Here is a 15,468-nt window from a genome sequence, read left to right on the forward strand (position 1 = left end):
TCACCTCTTCCGGGGCCTATTTTCTCTTAACTAATATCTCATCAATGAGCCCATAAGCTTTTGCTTCTTCTGGGTCCATGAAAAAGTCCCTTTCTGTATCTCTTTCAATTTTTTCTAATGGTTGTCCAGTCCTCTCAGACAATATCTTATTTAGTTTTTGCTTCATTTTTATGATTCTCTCAGCGTGAATCTTTATGTCTGTAGCTTGACCCTGCGTGCCGCCTAATGGCTGATGTATCATTATCTCGCTGTTTGGAAGCGAAAATCTCTTGCCTTTTGCACCTGCAGCAAGCAAGAATGCACCTGCCGATGCTGCCATGCCAACGCACATCGTGACAACATCAGGTTTTATATACTGCATAGTATCGTATATGGCAAACGCAGATGTTATGGAACCACCAGGGCTATTTATATAAAGCCAAATATCCTTATCAGGATCTTCTCCCTCTAAAAACAAAAGCTGAGCAACGACGAGGCTTGCAGTTACGTCGTTTATCTCTTCTCCTAAGAAGACTATCCTGTCTTTTAAAAGCCTTGAGTATATGTCGTAAGAGCGCTCTCCTCTATTTGTTTGCTCTACAACTATAGGCACTAAGCTCATAATATCACTCCTCTTTATCTATAATTTTACTATTCTCAAAAATAAAGTCAATCGTCTTAAAGTAGACTATATCGTCTTTTATATTGTTTATCTGCGACTCAGTCAGCTCTTTCTTCAAATCTTCTAATTTTACATTGTAATTTGTTGCCATTTCACTAAGTCTTTTATCTACTTCTTCATCTGTTGCAGTTATATTCTCTATTTTCCCTATCTTATCGATGACTAACTGTGTCTTAACTCTCAAAGCCGCATCATCGTGCATTTCTTTCCTCAAGTCTTCTTTTGTCTTTCCTGTTATCTCTAAGTATTTATCAAGATCCAATCCTTGATATCTAAGATTGTAATCAAGGTCTCTTAAAGATATATCAATTTGTCTATCTACCATTATTTCTGGTATGTCGACTTTAGAATTTTCCACAACTGCCTTTACTGCATTTTCTTTCATTTCCTCTTTAGCGCTTAAATCATACTGTTCTTGCAATTCTCTCTTTATGTCTTCTTTCAATTCATCTAAAGTATCAAACTCGCTTACGTCTTTTGCAAAATCGTCATTTAACTCTGGCAATTCTTTGTGCTTTATTGAAAATATTTTTACTTTAAATACTACATCTTTTCCTTTTAACTCTTCAGCTCTGTAATCTTCAGGGAATTTTACATTTACGTCAAACTCCTCATTGACGTTGTGTCCAACTATTTGCTCTTCAAATCCAGGAATAAATGTCTTAGAGCCTAACTCCAATGAATAATTGTCACTTTTGCCTCCTTCAAATGGCACACCATCTAAAAATCCTTCAAAGCTTATGTCAACTATATCACCCATCTGAGCTGCTCTGTCTTCCACTGGTACTACTCTCGCATTCCTCTCTCTCATCTGTTCAAGTCTATTATCAATATCTTCGTCTTTAACATTATACTCTACTTTTTTAACTTCTATACCCTTGTATTGTCCAAGCTCTACATCAGGCAATACTGGCACTACTGCCTCTATGATTAAATCTTGGCCTTTTCCAATCTGTAAAATGTCAATTGTTGGGTTGTCTATAGGTTCCAGTTTTAAAGAGTCAATAGCTTCTTGATATGCATCTGGAAATACGTGCTCTATAGCGTCTTCATAAAGCACACCTTCACCGTAGTACTTCTCTACGATAATCCTCGGAGCCTTTCCGCGCCTAAAACCTGGTATGTTAAATCTACCTACATTTTTTTTGTATGAAAAGTTTAATCCTTCTTCAAATTTTTCCTTTGGAATATTTAACTCGATTGTTGCAACACTGTTCTCTATTTTTTTAAGATTACTGCTCATTAAGTAAATCCTCCTATTCATTTGTTTGCGTTAATAACTTCTATTTATTATATCATAAAAATTATTTTAAGCAAATGTCTATACTTTATTTTATCATTTTCTAACATAAATGAAACTATTTTTACGCGTCTTTAAAGCGCAATTCTTTTGTCATCATATCATATCCGACAACGCTATTTTCAAATACATCCTTAGCATACTTTAGATATTTGTCTGGATTTTTTAATGATGGACTAAAATGAGTCAGCCAAAGCTCTTTCACGTTGGCTTCTTTTGCCGCTAAAGCTGTCTCTGAAAACGTGGAATGGTACTTTTTTATCGCTTTTTCTTCATCTAACGGATCGCCGTACATCCCTTCCCCAATGAAAAGATCGCTATTCTCAGCAAGTTTTATAAGGTCTTTTGTAGGACGAGTATCAGTAGAATAACTTACCTTTAAGCCTTTTCTGTCTTCACCTAACACCATTTGAGGCGTGAAGATTACACTGCCGTCTTTTATAATGCTTTCGCCGTGTTGAAGTCTATGCCAATACTCTAATGGTATGTTTAATTCCTTTGCTTTTTTCGCATCAAATTTTGGAAGCCTTTTAACTTCGAAGCTGTAAGCAAGGCACAACGATGTATGTTGAACTGCGACATTCTTTACTGTTATTTCTCCGACATTTAAGGAATCTCCATCTTTTAATTCAGTATATTCAATTTCAAACGGTATCTCCACAAAAAGAACATTTAAAAGATTTTTCAATACGTCTATTCCCTCAGGGCCCATTAAATTAAGCTTATTTTTCCGTTCTTGGTTTATCATCTGATATATTATGCCAGGAAGCCCCATAATATGGTCTGCATGGTAATGCGTGAAAAATATCGTATCTATATTTAAAAAGCCCCACCCTAATTTTTGAAGTGGAACTTGCGTGCCTTCACCGCAGTCCACCAATATAGAAACACCGCCATACCTCAATATGAGTGAAGATAGATTTCTGCCAGGTACAGGCATCATACCTCCTGTACCCAATAAGCATACGTCAAACATATAAAGTCCTCCGAATCGTCAAAAGTCAATCATTGTAAAGGCTTCTTAAGAGCTTTATTTCCTCTCCGTAGCCTTCAAGGTCATTAGGCGTCTCCAATATGAATGGCAGGTGTTTTAAGCTCGGATGATTTATGACTCTTGCTATAGCATCTATTCCTATATAACCTTTGCCGATCTTCTCATGCCTGTCTTTATGACTACCAATCGGATTTTTGCTGTCATTTAAGTGTATAGCAAAAAGTTTATCTAACCCTATGATCTTGTCAAATTCCTCTAATACGCCGTCAAGATTATTTACTATATCATAACCTGCATCATAAACATGGCATGTATCAAAGCACACACCCATTTTCTCTTGCAATTCTACTCTATCTAAAATCTGTTTTAATTCTTGAAATGTCTTTCCTATTTCTGAGCCTTTTCCTGCCATAGTCTCTAAAAGCACGATTGTAGACTGATTTGGCTTTAATATTTGATTTAACATATTTACCGTATACTCTATCCCTGCATCAACGCCTTGCTTCACATGGCTCCCCGGATGAAAATCGTAAAGATTGCCTGGAAGATATTCCATCCGCATAAGATCGTCTGCCATGACTTCTTTAGCAAACTCTCTCGTCCTATCGTCAGGTGATGACGGATTTAGAGTATATGGTGCATGCGCGACAACTTTAGAAAAATTATTTTTATTCGCAATTTCTACAAATGAATTGCAGTCATTTTCATCTATATCCTTTGCCTTGCTTCCCCTTGGGTTTCTCGTAAAAAATTGCAGCGTATTGGCATCAAGCTTTAACGCTTCTTCCGCCATAGCCTTATATCCATTTGAAACCGATAAGTGACATCCTATATATAACATAAATTTCCTCCTAAAACACATTCAAAAGACAGAAGTCTTTTTCTTCATTATAATATATGACTGCAATTTCTCCAAATAAAAAAACTCTAAAATAACTGTATTTACAGCAAGCCAGTGTTAAAATCTATATCTTAAAAAACTTTCTACAAAGTAATCAATAACTTTTAATTTTCCTTTGACTTGTAGCTTTATACCGGTTTTCTTACACAAATCGTCTAATAAATTGAATACATAGTCATCTCTTACAACGATAGTATCAGGTTTACCATAATTTAAAATATAATTAACCGTCATACTAAATATGCTTTCTATTTCGTTATCGTCTGGGAAAATAAAATCCTGATCTACTATAAGTCCTGATGTGCTTTCTGCCAAAATACATAATCTTTCCATGACAGGAACATCGTATTTTTCATCTCTTATAGCACCAGTCAAATAAGCTATGTCAATTTCTATTTTGCTTTTATTGGCTTCTTGTCTATTAATCCTTTCTACAAGCAATTCATCCTGTAAAACAAGCTGTGGATAGTCAGGCTCAGGTAAAAGAATTGGTGCTTCTTGATTAGTCCACAAGTTTTTCGCTTTATTGTACATGCGAAATAGAGTATTGCCTTTTTCAAAATTGATTTTCACATTTCCATCAACATAATCTTTAAGCGCTTCAAATAAATGCTTAAATATTTCCGTTTCCAACAATACTTCTTCTTTATCTAATAAATATGGTACATAACCTTTTTTAAACGAATGAAAATAAATCCAGTTGTTTTTGCCGCGAAATTTAAGCTCCAAATCTTTTACAAGCTTTAACTCTTCCTTTGTCAATTCTTCCCTATTCCCAAAGTGGCACATAAGCACATTATCGTCTTGAAACCTTATTTTTTGTATATTAGGCACATCATCTCTTTTAGCCATCGTGTAAAAATTGTTCATTGCATCAAATCCCACATAAGTGCCAATACCGAAAAATTCTCCAGCTTTGCCCATTATACTGCAATAGACAGGTTCATCCGCACCAGGCAGTAATATTGTTATTATATCCATATCATATAAATGTTCCCATGGCTTTAACTCTTTTATTTTGATCGCAATATCGTACAACTCTTTCCATTCATCTAAAGTAGCTTCATTTCTCATTATTCTTAAACCTCCATAGTTTTTAATCAAATTCTATTTTGTATTTTTTTAATAATTCCTTAACCTTATTTATTCCTGCATCAGTAATTGCAACAGATTTTGATCTGTGTCCACCGCTAATTAAGTCATCATCAGCAAGCTCATCCAATATGCCAAAGTCATATCCTTTCCAGCTTCTTCGATATTTCATATCTAATAATTCCTCTTCCCACGATGTTAAATACAGTAAAATCAATGTCAACTCTTTTACTTTCTCACGTAAATCACTGTTCATAAAATCAAATCTCCTTTTATTAATTTTCCGACTTTTTTAATTCTTTTTCTTTCTCAACCAACAATCGTTCATACACATCAATCTTATAGTTTAAACGCTCTAAAGTTTTACTCATGTCTTCTATTTTTTTTATTAGATGATTGCGTTGTTCAATTAAGAGTTCTTTTCTAGCCTCAATAGTTTCGTCACCTTTTTCCACCAGCGAAACATATTCAATTAATACTTCAATTGAAAGACCTGCATTCCTCATACATTTGATAAATTCAACCCACTTACAGTCTTCTTCCGTATAATCCCTGTTTCCACTTTTATTGCGGTTCACAGGAGGAATCAATCCAATCCGTTCATAATAGCGAAGTGTATCTTGTGATATATCGTATTTTTCACTTACTTCTGCAATCGTCATAAATTTTTACCTCCTAATAACCAACATTATATCATATTATAATGTTTAAAGTCAGTCTGTAATGCAAAAAAGCTGAATGATAATTAATCAGTCATTCAGCTTTTTCATTTTTTCCTTGTATGATTTTGCATCGAAACAAACTTCCTCCAACCGTTCTTCTCGGCAGCAAGCTACATATTGTAAAACTGGTAGCCGTACATTGCTGAAGCGCCAAGAGCTCTCACTTTTCCTGCCTTGACAAGACTGTCAAATGCCTCCATTGTTTCTGATTAGGACAAGTATATTCAATATCATACTAAGGATAAACATTCGCTCTGATGACATAAAATTCATTCATCACAAGCATTCCATCAAAATTTCATAAATTTCATCCCGACTCAGTTCACGTGGATTGCATTTTATAATATTGCAAGTATCGGCTACTTTGCGCAGCACATCCGGTGTAATCTCCACTTTAGATTTCAATTGCCCCATTTTTGTTGGCAATCCGCACTCCCTGATAAAGTCGGCCAAAGCGTCAATACCTGCCTTAGCATTATCAACATTAAACACGATCTTTGCAAACCGGGTAAATTTTTCCTCCGCATCTTTCACGATATGGCGATAGTAGGCAGGGTGAATAACAGCCAGCCCTTGACCATGGTTACAATCGGTAAAAGCTCCAAGCTGATGTTCAATCTGATGAACCTGAAAATCTGTAAGACGGCCCACCTTGAGAATACCGTTTTCCGCCATAGCAGAATCCCACATCAGATTGCCACGTGCTTGCATATCATTGATGTCTATAAGCAGACGACGCATATTGATTACCGTATTCCGCATAATCGCCAATGCCACATCGTCGGACACATTGTCCCTGTCAGAGCGTCCAAAGTAGGTTTCCATGGCATGGCTCAGCGTATCAAAAGCGCCAGAAAACACCTGCATAGTTGGCACGGACTTGGTATATTCCGGGTCGAGGATTGCAAAGCGTGGTGGAGCAGAAAACAGTCCTGTTTTGATTTTCTTTTCTTGGTTGGTAATTACTGCACCGCCATTCATTTCTGCACCGGTACCGGAGACAGTAACAATCGCTCCCATAGGAATCGGCTGAACGGAGGGAAGCTGGTGTCGCTCTATCTCCATTTCCCATAAGTCATCGTCTATCATTGCCTGTGCTGCGATAATCTTACAGCAGTCAATGACCGAGCCACCTCCAACAGCCAGAATGAAATCAATCTTTTCTTTTTTTGCCAGTGCAGCACCCTCCTGCACCTTCGTGTAAGTTGGATTCGGCATGATGCCGGAGAATTCTGTCACAGTTTTTCCAGCATCTTTCAGAATGCCTGTCAGTTCTTCATAAATGCCGTTTTTCTTAATAGAACCGCCACCATAGGCAAGCATGACATTTCTTCCGTAAGCTGAAAGTGCCTTTGCCAGATATTCTTTTGCAGCACCTTTGCCAAAATAAACCTTTGTTGCATACTCAAAAACAAAATTTTCCATCGATAATAACCTCCATCATTTAATCTTCCTATTAAATGCTAAACTCACTTTTGTCCATTTATATATTCTTACATCGCGATCACATTCATTTCTCTTTTAAATTTTTTCATCGAATAAAATTGGTAGCAATCCGCTGCTCTTTTTCTGGCAATCCAAACTTTTCTTTCCCTAATGCAATGCTCTTGATTAAAAAAGCCATATTTTTTCCTAGTGTGCGCATTGTTTGTAGTCCTTCTTCGTCTTTTCGAACATCATCTGGCGTATATCCATGAACACTGTTCCAATATTGACTTGAAACAATTGGCATGCCTGAAATTGTAAAATATTTATTGATTTCATCAAAAGTTGCTGAGCATCCACCTCTCCTTGCCGATACAACCGCTGCTCCTACTTTCATGGTTTTATCAAACGGCACACTATAAAAAAGACGGTCTAAAAAAGATATAAGTGTTCCATTTGCCGAGGCATAATATACAGGCGATCCAATTACAATGCCATCCGCTTGCTCAAACTTAGGCGCTGTTTCATTTACAATATCATTAAAAACGCATTTGCCTACAGTTTTGCATCTGCGGCATCCGATACATCCTCTGATGTCCTTATTCCCCACATGGACAATTTCTGTTTCAATTCCTTGCTCTGTCAAAGTTTTTGCTACTTCACTCAAAGCCGTATATGTACATCCTTTATTGTTTGGACTTCCATTAATTAATAATACTTTCACATTATTTCCTCCTAATCTCAACTAATCTTTTTTGCTATATCCTTTGTGTTTCCCGTGCATGAAAAATAAGCGATCAATATCTTTTTTTTCTTTATAAGTCTTTATTGATTTATAAAATAAGAAACTTTATGATTTATTGTCAATATTTCTAGTTTCGTTTTATAATTACTCCATTTTTATTTATCAAATACTACTGTAAGAAAGCGATATATGGCGAGAACCCATCCCCCACGATATCCAAAACCATGTGGCCCTTTTCCCAGCGCATGGGGTTTTATTGTAACGCCCACTTTCTTAAGAAGTAATCAGTCTTGTAAATGAGAGTGAGGCTAACATCCAAGTATCGTTTTGTTTCACATACACTTCTGTAACAACAAAAGGATTGATAACCTCATTACCGCCAACGACGGCTACTAAACGAATTTTACTCAAAAGGATCGCTGTTGTCTCTCCAATAAACGGTACTGATACTTCTTGAATGTCCACATCTTTGTAATGAATTCTGCCGCTTCGAATGACATCGAGTTCCTCTTCCTTGGACATGGTTGCGCCCATATGAACAAAGACAGCTTTTTCATGGAAGAGGGAGTTCAAGGAATCTACTTTACATTCTGACATCCAGTGCCATTTTTCATTAGAAAGAGAAATTAATTCTTGTTCAAATTTTTCGTTGTTCATAACTATCTATCTCCTTTGCAAATTATTATATTGATGAAATTTAACGCGTAAAAGTAACTCAAAATCAAGGGATTGTATGTATATTCGATGATGTGCATGGATATAGATACCATCCCAATCTTTTCATAAGCGTATACTCCTTATTCTGTCATATGTTTTTCCCAAAATTTTATAGCATCATTTATCCAACCTTCTGCGACTGTTCCTTCCCCAAGCCCAAATCCATGTGAAAGTCCTTGAAAGACCTCTATTTCCGCATCGGTTCCATTTGCCTTAATCCTGTTGATTCTGTCTTCCATCGTTTTGTAAGATGCAATTCCGTCATTCGTTCCCACGCATGCAAATGTCGGGGGTTCCTTTCCCGTTACTTCCGACAAACCAGTATACTGCATAATGACAGCCGCAGGACGCGGATATCTCTTTTCTCCAAAGCTCTCAGTGCCGTAACTTCCAAGCCATGCTGCCATACGTGCTCCGGCAGATCCGCCCCATAGAGAATAGTCTTTCATGTCTATTCCGAGTTCGTCGGCGTTCTCATACAGGAAAGCAATTGCCCTTGCGAGGTCCTCACAAGCAGTCTGCGCACCTGGACGATAAATTAAGGCAAATGCGTTATACCCCTTTTTGCTGAGTTCAAGAGCATGTGGAAAACTGTCCTGCATCGCACCAACATATACAAATCCCCCGCCTGCATTGATAATTGCTGTTTTTGCGCCTTTATTGCCGCGGAAAAAGAACAGCCCTGTATCCTCTTTGGTAGGGTCTTGCGCTTTTTCTTCATCAGAATAAATGTCATAAAAAATTGTATCTCCTGATTCGGCACGTTTTTTCAAGTAATTAACGATTTCCACTGTTTTATTCGGGTTAATGTTGCTATACCATGTCAGGTAAAGTTTTCCAAGAGTATCCCCACTGTAGTACCTATTATCTATCGGAAAGAGAAGCCTTCCAAAATTTCCGAAAGCTGGATCCTTAATCACATCTTCAATTCTTATATCTGCAGTGAAAGCTTTATAGGATTGATCATTTCCCAAGACTGACTGAACCCCTTTCTGCTTCTCCTGTGTCTCCTCCTCACCGCTCCAGAATGCTTTCATCCCGTTATAGGTGTATTCCATCGCAGCGGTTCCGTCATGTGAATATCCATTTTTGACACGAAACGCAAAATTACCATCAGCTCTATCATCGATATCGATGAAATAAGGGGACGTTCTCATAAGATCCGTTCTGGCTTTATCGTAGCTGTACGCAAAGTCATTAGTTCCTGTCATCACAAAGACGAAATAATCATTCGGATCATGTCCTTCAGCTGCGGCAAAGATCTCTTTGTCATCCAGAGTTGTCCCACAGCTCATCGGCAGGAAATAGTGGAAGTAATCAAGTCCGTATTGGAATGTCCGCCAAGTTGCGACCGATCCCATGGAAAATCCGCCGAATCCCCGGTGGTCACGTGAAGCAATCAGATCCTCTGCAGATGTGCTTGCGGCATAGGTGCTGTACGTTCCTTCCACTGCAGGAATCAAATCATTTAATAACTCGTTATGATAGTTCCTCGTCAGCTGCATTGCCAAAGAAAAGCTGGCGGAATCCAATCCATTCTCGTTTGTGTTGTTATAAGTCGGACATACTATGATCAGCGGTTTAATCTCGCCTGCAGCAATTGCATTGTCAATGACGTTTTTAAAGGAGGATGGTTTAGCCAGGGTTCCGAGCATCGTGGTTTCATCGCCCCAACCGCCATGCATCAGATAGAACACATCATATTTTTGATTCTTATTATAGCCATAGGGGAGATATACAACCGCATGTTTTTTAAGTGGTCTTGATTTTTTATCATAAGAAAAGGATTCATATGTATCGTAATATAAATTCGTTAATGTTCCTGGCTGCTCTGATGCTTTAAAATACCCATCAGGAATTTTTTCGATCACTTTCGGAATCATGACATTCTGCTTTGTTTTCTGGGCATTTTTATCTTGTGTTTTTGTTATTACCGTATTTTCCGTTGCCGCCTCACTCAAAGATTTTTCTGTAATGCCGCAGGCAGCAAGCAGCAACACCATGAGCATAACCAACCCTGTAATTACGATTTTTCTCATTTTCTCTCCTTCCTTCATTAATATACAGTTGAAAGGGCTCTTTTAAAGATCCTTTCAACTGTACCAGTTAATAGCTTATCTCTTTAATGAACAAATCCATTTTACGACTTCAGGATCCCTGTGTGAAAAGAATGCACTTTCTTTCTTATCCAATGCTGCAATTTTATCCATATCTTCTGCAGAAAGTTCAAAATCAAATATGTTGAAATTTTCAATAATCCTTTCCTTACGCACTGATTTTGGAATTGCAACAACTCCCCTTTGTACAAGCCAACGCAATATAATTTGAGCAACCGATCTACCGTGCTTTTGGGCCAGCGATACCAGCACTTCATTTTGAAACATGTTGTTTCTGCCCTCGGCAAAAGGACCCCATGATTCTATTTGTACCTTGTATTCTTTCATTATTTTTTGACTGTCAATTTGCTGGCAGAATGGATGCGTTTCTACTTGATTTACCGCAGGAAGTATTTCATTATTGAGGATTAAATCAACAAGCCTGTCTGGGTAAAAGTTGCTTACTCCAATTGCTCTGACTTTCCCCTCACGGTACAGCTCCTCCATAGCACGCCATGAGCCATAGACATCGCCAAACGGTTGATGAATCAAATAAAGGTCAAGATAATCAAGCTGAAGATTTTTAAGCGATTTTTCAAAAGCTTTTTTGGTTTTTTCATAACCAGCATCCTGAACCCAAAGTTTTGTAGTAATGAAAAGTTCTTCTCTCGGAACACCACTCTTTTTTATTGCTTTTCCTACAGCTTCTTCATTGCCGTATGATGCAGCAGTATCAATAAGACGATACCCTGCTTCAATTGCATCCAAAACACAACGTTCACACTCATTAGCATCATTTATTTGATAAACGCCAAATCCTAAGATCGGCATTTCTATACCATTATTTAAAACTACTTTTTGCATACAAATGCTCCTTTCACATACATTAATTTAAAATCGAGAATTAAAGTGCACCGACTATTTTGTGTGGAACATACAGTTCCTCAAGGTAGGCAATGTCATCATCCGTAAGTTTTACATTGAGAGCCCCTACAGCGTCGTCTAAATACTTTGCCTTTGTTACACCGATAATTGGTGCTGTAACTCCCTTAGCAAAATGCCATGCAAGAGAAATCTGTGTCATTGTAACACCATACTTCTTGGCAAGTTCATTTACGCGAAGTACTATTCCATAGTCTGTCTCTTGGGTACTATCGTACTTTGAAACTGCAATTTTATCTGTCTGGCTTCGTTTCGTATCTGCCTTCCATTCAAGACGTGAAAGCCTTCCAGCAGCAAGTGGGCTGTATGGGGTAAGTGCAACATTCATTTGCTTGCAAATCGGAATAAGTTCCCGCTCATCCTCACGGTAAAGCAGATTGTAGTGATTCTGCATTGAAACAAACTTTGTCCAACCGTTCTTCTCGGCAGCAAGCTGCATATTGTAAAACTGGTAGTCATACATTGCTGAAGCGCCGAGAGCTCTCACCTTTCCTGCCTTAACAAGACTGTCAAGTGCCTCCATCGTTTCCTCTATCGGTGTGTCATAATCGAATCGATGGATAATGTAAAGATCAACGTAATCTGTACCAAGCCGTTTTAGTGAGCCATCAATCTCACGAAGTATCGCTTTTTTTGAAAGTTTGCCTTCGTTAAAATAAACTTTAGTAGCTATAACTACCTTATCACGAGCTATATTGTTCTTTATGGCACGGCCAAGATATTCTTCACTTGTACCGCCAGAATATACATTTGCAGTGTCAAAAAAATTTATGCCAAGATCAAGAGCATGCTTGATTATTGCTTCACTATCTTCAGCGTTTAGTGTCCATGCATGAAAATTACTTGACGTGTCACCAAAACTCATGCAACCTACGCAAATGCGAGAAACAAGAATATCAGAATTTCCTAGTTTTAAATATTCCATTTTACTTTTCCTCCTCAAAATTATTTATGAATTTTTGCAGCCATTTCTCAATCTCAGGCTGAGCTGAATGTACATTGCTACCTTTTATAGCAAGCCCTTTTTCAAGCCTTGCATTTGGACAAGTCTTTCTTATATCCCTTTCGCTGTGTCCCAAACCACTTCCTTCATGTGTACAGACCGGGAGAATGGTTTTTTCGGTAAAGTCATATTTCTCAAGAAAAGTAAATACAGGCATAGGCATAGTTCCCCACCAATTGGGATAGCATAATATGATAATTTCATAGTCGTCAATATTATCAAGATATTCTGAAAGCTCAGGTCTTGCATTATCACGTAATTCTTGCTGAGCAACTTTTGTAGCTTCTGTATAATCATCAGGATATTTTTTTACCGTGTTAATGCGGAACAGTTCACCGCCGGTTATTTTCTGAATCATTTTAGCTACAACTTCCGTATTTCCAACCGACAAATTCACAATGCGACCACTGACATAATTGCCTCCTTCTCTTGAAAAATAGGCTATTAAAATTTTTTTGTCATTAAATTTATTCATTTCTACTCACCTCCTCAAAACAATACTTTAATCGTATAATTATGTATTACTATCATGATAAGACTTTGAGTTAACTCTAAGTCAAGAGGTTTTCAACAAATATTCTTTGAGTTATCATAAAAAAAATAATTTTTATGATATGTTATATACCTAGTTTTTTGCGCATGTCCCACACTCATTGTAGGAAACATATCTAATGAAATTTTGATCACATATACTGTACGATTGTAAAAATAAAATTGTTCGATTATTGTTGATAATTTTAATCTTATTTTTGTATAATAATATTAGGAAATTGAAATAATGAATTTTGTACAAGGAGGTATCACTATGCAAATAACAGCAACCGAATTTAAGAACAATATTGGAAAGTATCTCGCCCTTGCCTCCAAAGAGGACATATATATCACAAAAAACGGCAAAGCCATTGCCAAGCTTACAAACACAAAACAGGACAAAGTTGAAATGGCAAAATCCTTGTTTGGTATACTGCCTGCCGATGCTTCTTTGGAGCAGGCGAGAGAGGAGCGCTTGAGCCGTCATGAACGTATTAATTGATACCAACGTCGTGCTGGACGCCATGCTTTCCTGCTCGCCTTTCGCTGAAGACGCGCAAAAATTGTTTATTATGGCCGCCGAGGAAAAAATCAACGTGCATATAACCGCAAGCTCCATTACGGATATCTATTACCTTCTACACAAATATCTGCACGACAAGAAGCGGTGCAAGCAGGAAATATATAAAATCATAAAAATCTTCAACATCCTTGACGTCACTGGCTCCGACTGTGAGAAGGCACTTGAGCTGCCCATGGAAGATTATGAGGATGCCTTGCTTGCCGCATGCGCCAAGCGCAGGAAAATGGAATGCATCATTACCCGGAACATTAAGGACTTCGCCAACTCGCCAGTCAGAGCTGTATTACCCGGCGACTTTCTGAAAAGCATATAAGACTTCAGCCATCTAGCTTACCGGATGTCTTTTCCTTCCCAACATTTAGGATCACAAACAACTATTCGTCGATTCCAATCATAGTCTGCATTTAATGCATTCAGAAACAAACACTTTATTTAAAAATTTCAAAGTAGTTTGTTATATTCTTCATCGGTAACCGGTTCACACCATTCAGTGTTTGCTCCTTCCGTCGGAACTGTTAATGATAGATGTGCAAACCCTTCATCCTTGACGGCGCCGTGCCAATGCTTAATCTCCGGTGGTATATATACTACATCGCCGCTTTTTAATAGTCGTGCATCTTTCCCAGCTTCTTGATATAAGCCATGCCCACCAACACATATAAGTATCTGACCACAGCCATGATGTATATGCCAATTGTTTCGGCATCCAGGTTCGAACGTAACATTATGAATATTTACTTCTTTATCATTTAAGAGGCTTAAATAGCTCTTTCCAGTAAAATATTGTGCAAATGCTACATTTTCCTCACCTAATGGAAAATCAGATATCTTTTCTAATTCATTTCTATCCATAATAAAATTCACTCCATTCTAGACCAAACCTCTCCAAAAAGAACATCATCGTTTAATTCAGCAAATTTTGGGGCAAATGAGCCAAGGGCATCTCTGCCTGCCGTCTGTTTTTTCATCGTAAAACTTCCCTCCTAAATACTTTTATATTTTCTTAATTATTTTTTTTGCAGGTGCTCCGCCTATAAAAACATTTATAGGTACATCATTTGTTACATGTTAATATCATGATAATCCTTTGAGTTAACTCCAAGTCAAGATGTTTTTCATTTTTTTAAACGCCTCAAGAAATTATTAAAATCTTGTAGCCATCTTCTATGAAAATTATGAAAATTATTTTGTTGTGATAATCTCTTAATAGTGAATAATCATAAAAAAATAAAGCACCCATTTAGAGTGCCTATTGCTTATATTCTCTAATCCCTAATTTTTCTTTAAGAGCTTCTTGAAGCACCTGTGAAAAGTTTATTTTGCTTCTTTCGGCGATACTATTGAGCCATGATGGTATTGTCAGTGTTTTCTTTACATAAACAGTTTTAATATTACTTCTATAGTATGGCATCCATACTTCTATCGGAATAACAATTTGATTATCTTCTACTTTTATTTTAGAAATAGGAGTTGGTTCTGGTATAACATCTCCATCATCTTCCATACCTGAAATATGAAGTGCCATAGCCTCTTTTGCATTTCTTACAGCTTCTTCTTCATTATCTCCACATGTAAAACAGCCAGGTAAATCGGGAAAACTGACAGAAATACCGTCAGATGCAAAATCAAATATAGCATGATAAATATATGTTTCTTTCATCTAAAAGCCTCCTTTTGGCTTGTTTTCAGGGAGGGGGGCAAAACTCAATCAAGTTTAAGTCCTACCTGATCCAAAATACTTTTTGCAGTTTTAAAA

18 protein-coding genes are annotated in these 15,468 nt (G+C 37.3%); 2 read left to right on the plus strand and 16 right to left on the minus strand.

The features are described 5' to 3' along the window. Nucleotides 1-16: 16 nt before the first annotated feature. The 14 genes from clpP to BVF91_RS07720 all read right to left on the minus strand — a co-directional run bounded on the left by clpP (nt 17) and on the right by BVF91_RS07720 (nt 13,073). Complete coding sequence (gene clpP, locus BVF91_RS07655) at nt 17-601, minus strand: ATP-dependent Clp endopeptidase proteolytic subunit ClpP (RefSeq protein ID WP_045413442.1); 585 nt, start codon at nt 599-601, stop codon at nt 17-19. Nucleotides 602-605: 4 nt separating this feature from the next. Then, entirely contained in the window at nt 606-1,904 is a 1,299-nt protein-coding gene (gene tig, locus BVF91_RS07660; RefSeq protein WP_085112846.1) for a trigger factor, read from the minus strand. 121 nt (nt 1,905-2,025) lie between these two features. Then, nucleotides 2,026-2,937 carry a ribonuclease Z gene (locus BVF91_RS07665; RefSeq protein WP_085112847.1) on the minus strand — a complete coding sequence of 304 codons (912 nt, stop codon included), beginning with the start codon at nt 2,935-2,937 and terminating at the stop codon, nt 2,026-2,028. Between the two features lie 25 nt (nt 2,938-2,962). Further along, on the minus strand, nt 2,963-3,796 hold the full coding sequence (locus tag BVF91_RS07670; RefSeq protein WP_085112848.1) for a deoxyribonuclease IV: 834 nt from the start codon (nt 3,794-3,796) through the stop codon (nt 2,963-2,965). 117 nt (nt 3,797-3,913) lie between these two features. Continuing rightward, nucleotides 3,914-4,930, minus strand: coding sequence for a DUF7309 domain-containing protein (locus BVF91_RS07675; RefSeq protein WP_085112849.1), 1,017 nt, complete (start codon nt 4,928-4,930; stop codon nt 3,914-3,916). 22 nt (nt 4,931-4,952) lie between these two features. After that, nucleotides 4,953-5,204 carry a DUF6429 family protein gene (locus BVF91_RS07680; protein ID WP_085112850.1) on the minus strand — a complete coding sequence of 84 codons (252 nt, stop codon included), beginning with the start codon at nt 5,202-5,204 and terminating at the stop codon, nt 4,953-4,955. Between the two features lie 19 nt (nt 5,205-5,223). Then, entirely contained in the window at nt 5,224-5,610 is a 387-nt protein-coding gene (locus BVF91_RS07685; RefSeq protein WP_085112851.1) for a MerR family transcriptional regulator, read from the minus strand. A gap of 336 nt (nt 5,611-5,946) precedes the next feature. Next, on the minus strand, nt 5,947-7,095 hold the full coding sequence (locus BVF91_RS07690) for an iron-containing alcohol dehydrogenase (protein ID WP_085112852.1): 1,149 nt from the start codon (nt 7,093-7,095) through the stop codon (nt 5,947-5,949). Nucleotides 7,096-7,201: 106 nt separating this feature from the next. Then, nucleotides 7,202-7,819 (minus strand): flavodoxin family protein, encoded by a 618-nt coding sequence (locus tag BVF91_RS07695; protein WP_085112853.1) that lies wholly within the window; start codon nt 7,817-7,819, stop codon nt 7,202-7,204. A gap of 294 nt (nt 7,820-8,113) precedes the next feature. Further along, on the minus strand, nt 8,114-8,497 hold the full coding sequence (locus tag BVF91_RS07700; protein ID WP_085112854.1) for a nuclear transport factor 2 family protein: 384 nt from the start codon (nt 8,495-8,497) through the stop codon (nt 8,114-8,116). 140 nt (nt 8,498-8,637) lie between these two features. Then, nucleotides 8,638-10,596, minus strand: coding sequence for an alpha/beta hydrolase-fold protein (locus BVF91_RS13665; RefSeq protein ID WP_143588981.1), 1,959 nt, complete (start codon nt 10,594-10,596; stop codon nt 8,638-8,640). A gap of 75 nt (nt 10,597-10,671) precedes the next feature. Then, nucleotides 10,672-11,517 carry an aldo/keto reductase gene (locus BVF91_RS07710; RefSeq protein ID WP_085112855.1) on the minus strand — a complete coding sequence of 282 codons (846 nt, stop codon included), beginning with the start codon at nt 11,515-11,517 and terminating at the stop codon, nt 10,672-10,674. A gap of 40 nt (nt 11,518-11,557) precedes the next feature. Beyond that, nucleotides 11,558-12,520: an aldo/keto reductase gene (locus BVF91_RS07715; protein ID WP_085112856.1), complete on the minus strand. Its 963-nt coding sequence runs from the start codon at nt 12,518-12,520 to the stop codon at nt 11,558-11,560. A 1-nt stretch (nt 12,521) separates the two neighbouring features. Beyond that, nucleotides 12,522-13,073: a flavodoxin gene (locus BVF91_RS07720; RefSeq protein WP_085112857.1), complete on the minus strand. Its 552-nt coding sequence runs from the start codon at nt 13,071-13,073 to the stop codon at nt 12,522-12,524. Between the two features lie 330 nt (nt 13,074-13,403). Here BVF91_RS07720 and BVF91_RS07725 point away from each other — a divergent pair, with 330 nt between their 5' ends. Both BVF91_RS07725 and BVF91_RS07730 read left to right on the plus strand, forming a co-directional pair. Further along, the gene (locus tag BVF91_RS07725) at nt 13,404-13,631 is read left to right on the plus strand and encodes a type II toxin-antitoxin system Phd/YefM family antitoxin (protein WP_013297379.1); all 228 of its coding nucleotides are present in this window, start codon (nt 13,404-13,406) and stop codon (nt 13,629-13,631) included. Next, nucleotides 13,615-14,025: a PIN domain-containing protein gene (locus BVF91_RS07730; RefSeq protein ID WP_085112858.1), complete on the plus strand. Its 411-nt coding sequence runs from the start codon at nt 13,615-13,617 to the stop codon at nt 14,023-14,025. Before BVF91_RS07725 ends, BVF91_RS07730 begins: the two co-directional genes overlap by 17 nt. Nucleotides 14,026-14,153: 128 nt before the next feature. On the opposite strand, the gene BVF91_RS07735 is transcribed toward BVF91_RS07730, so the two are convergent. Both BVF91_RS07735 and BVF91_RS07745 read right to left on the minus strand, forming a co-directional pair. Continuing rightward, complete coding sequence (locus tag BVF91_RS07735; RefSeq protein WP_041587539.1) at nt 14,154-14,564, minus strand: cupin domain-containing protein; 411 nt, start codon at nt 14,562-14,564, stop codon at nt 14,154-14,156. 397 nt (nt 14,565-14,961) lie between these two features. Then, nucleotides 14,962-15,372, minus strand: a complete 411-nt coding sequence (locus tag BVF91_RS07745) for a type II toxin-antitoxin system HicB family antitoxin (RefSeq protein ID WP_085112859.1) — start codon at nt 15,370-15,372, stop codon at nt 14,962-14,964. Between the last annotated feature and the right edge of the window lie 96 nt (nt 15,373-15,468).

It is taken from the genome of Thermoanaerobacterium sp. PSU-2, assembly GCF_002102475.1.
GTDB lineage: Bacteria > Bacillota > Thermoanaerobacteria > Thermoanaerobacterales > Thermoanaerobacteraceae > Thermoanaerobacterium.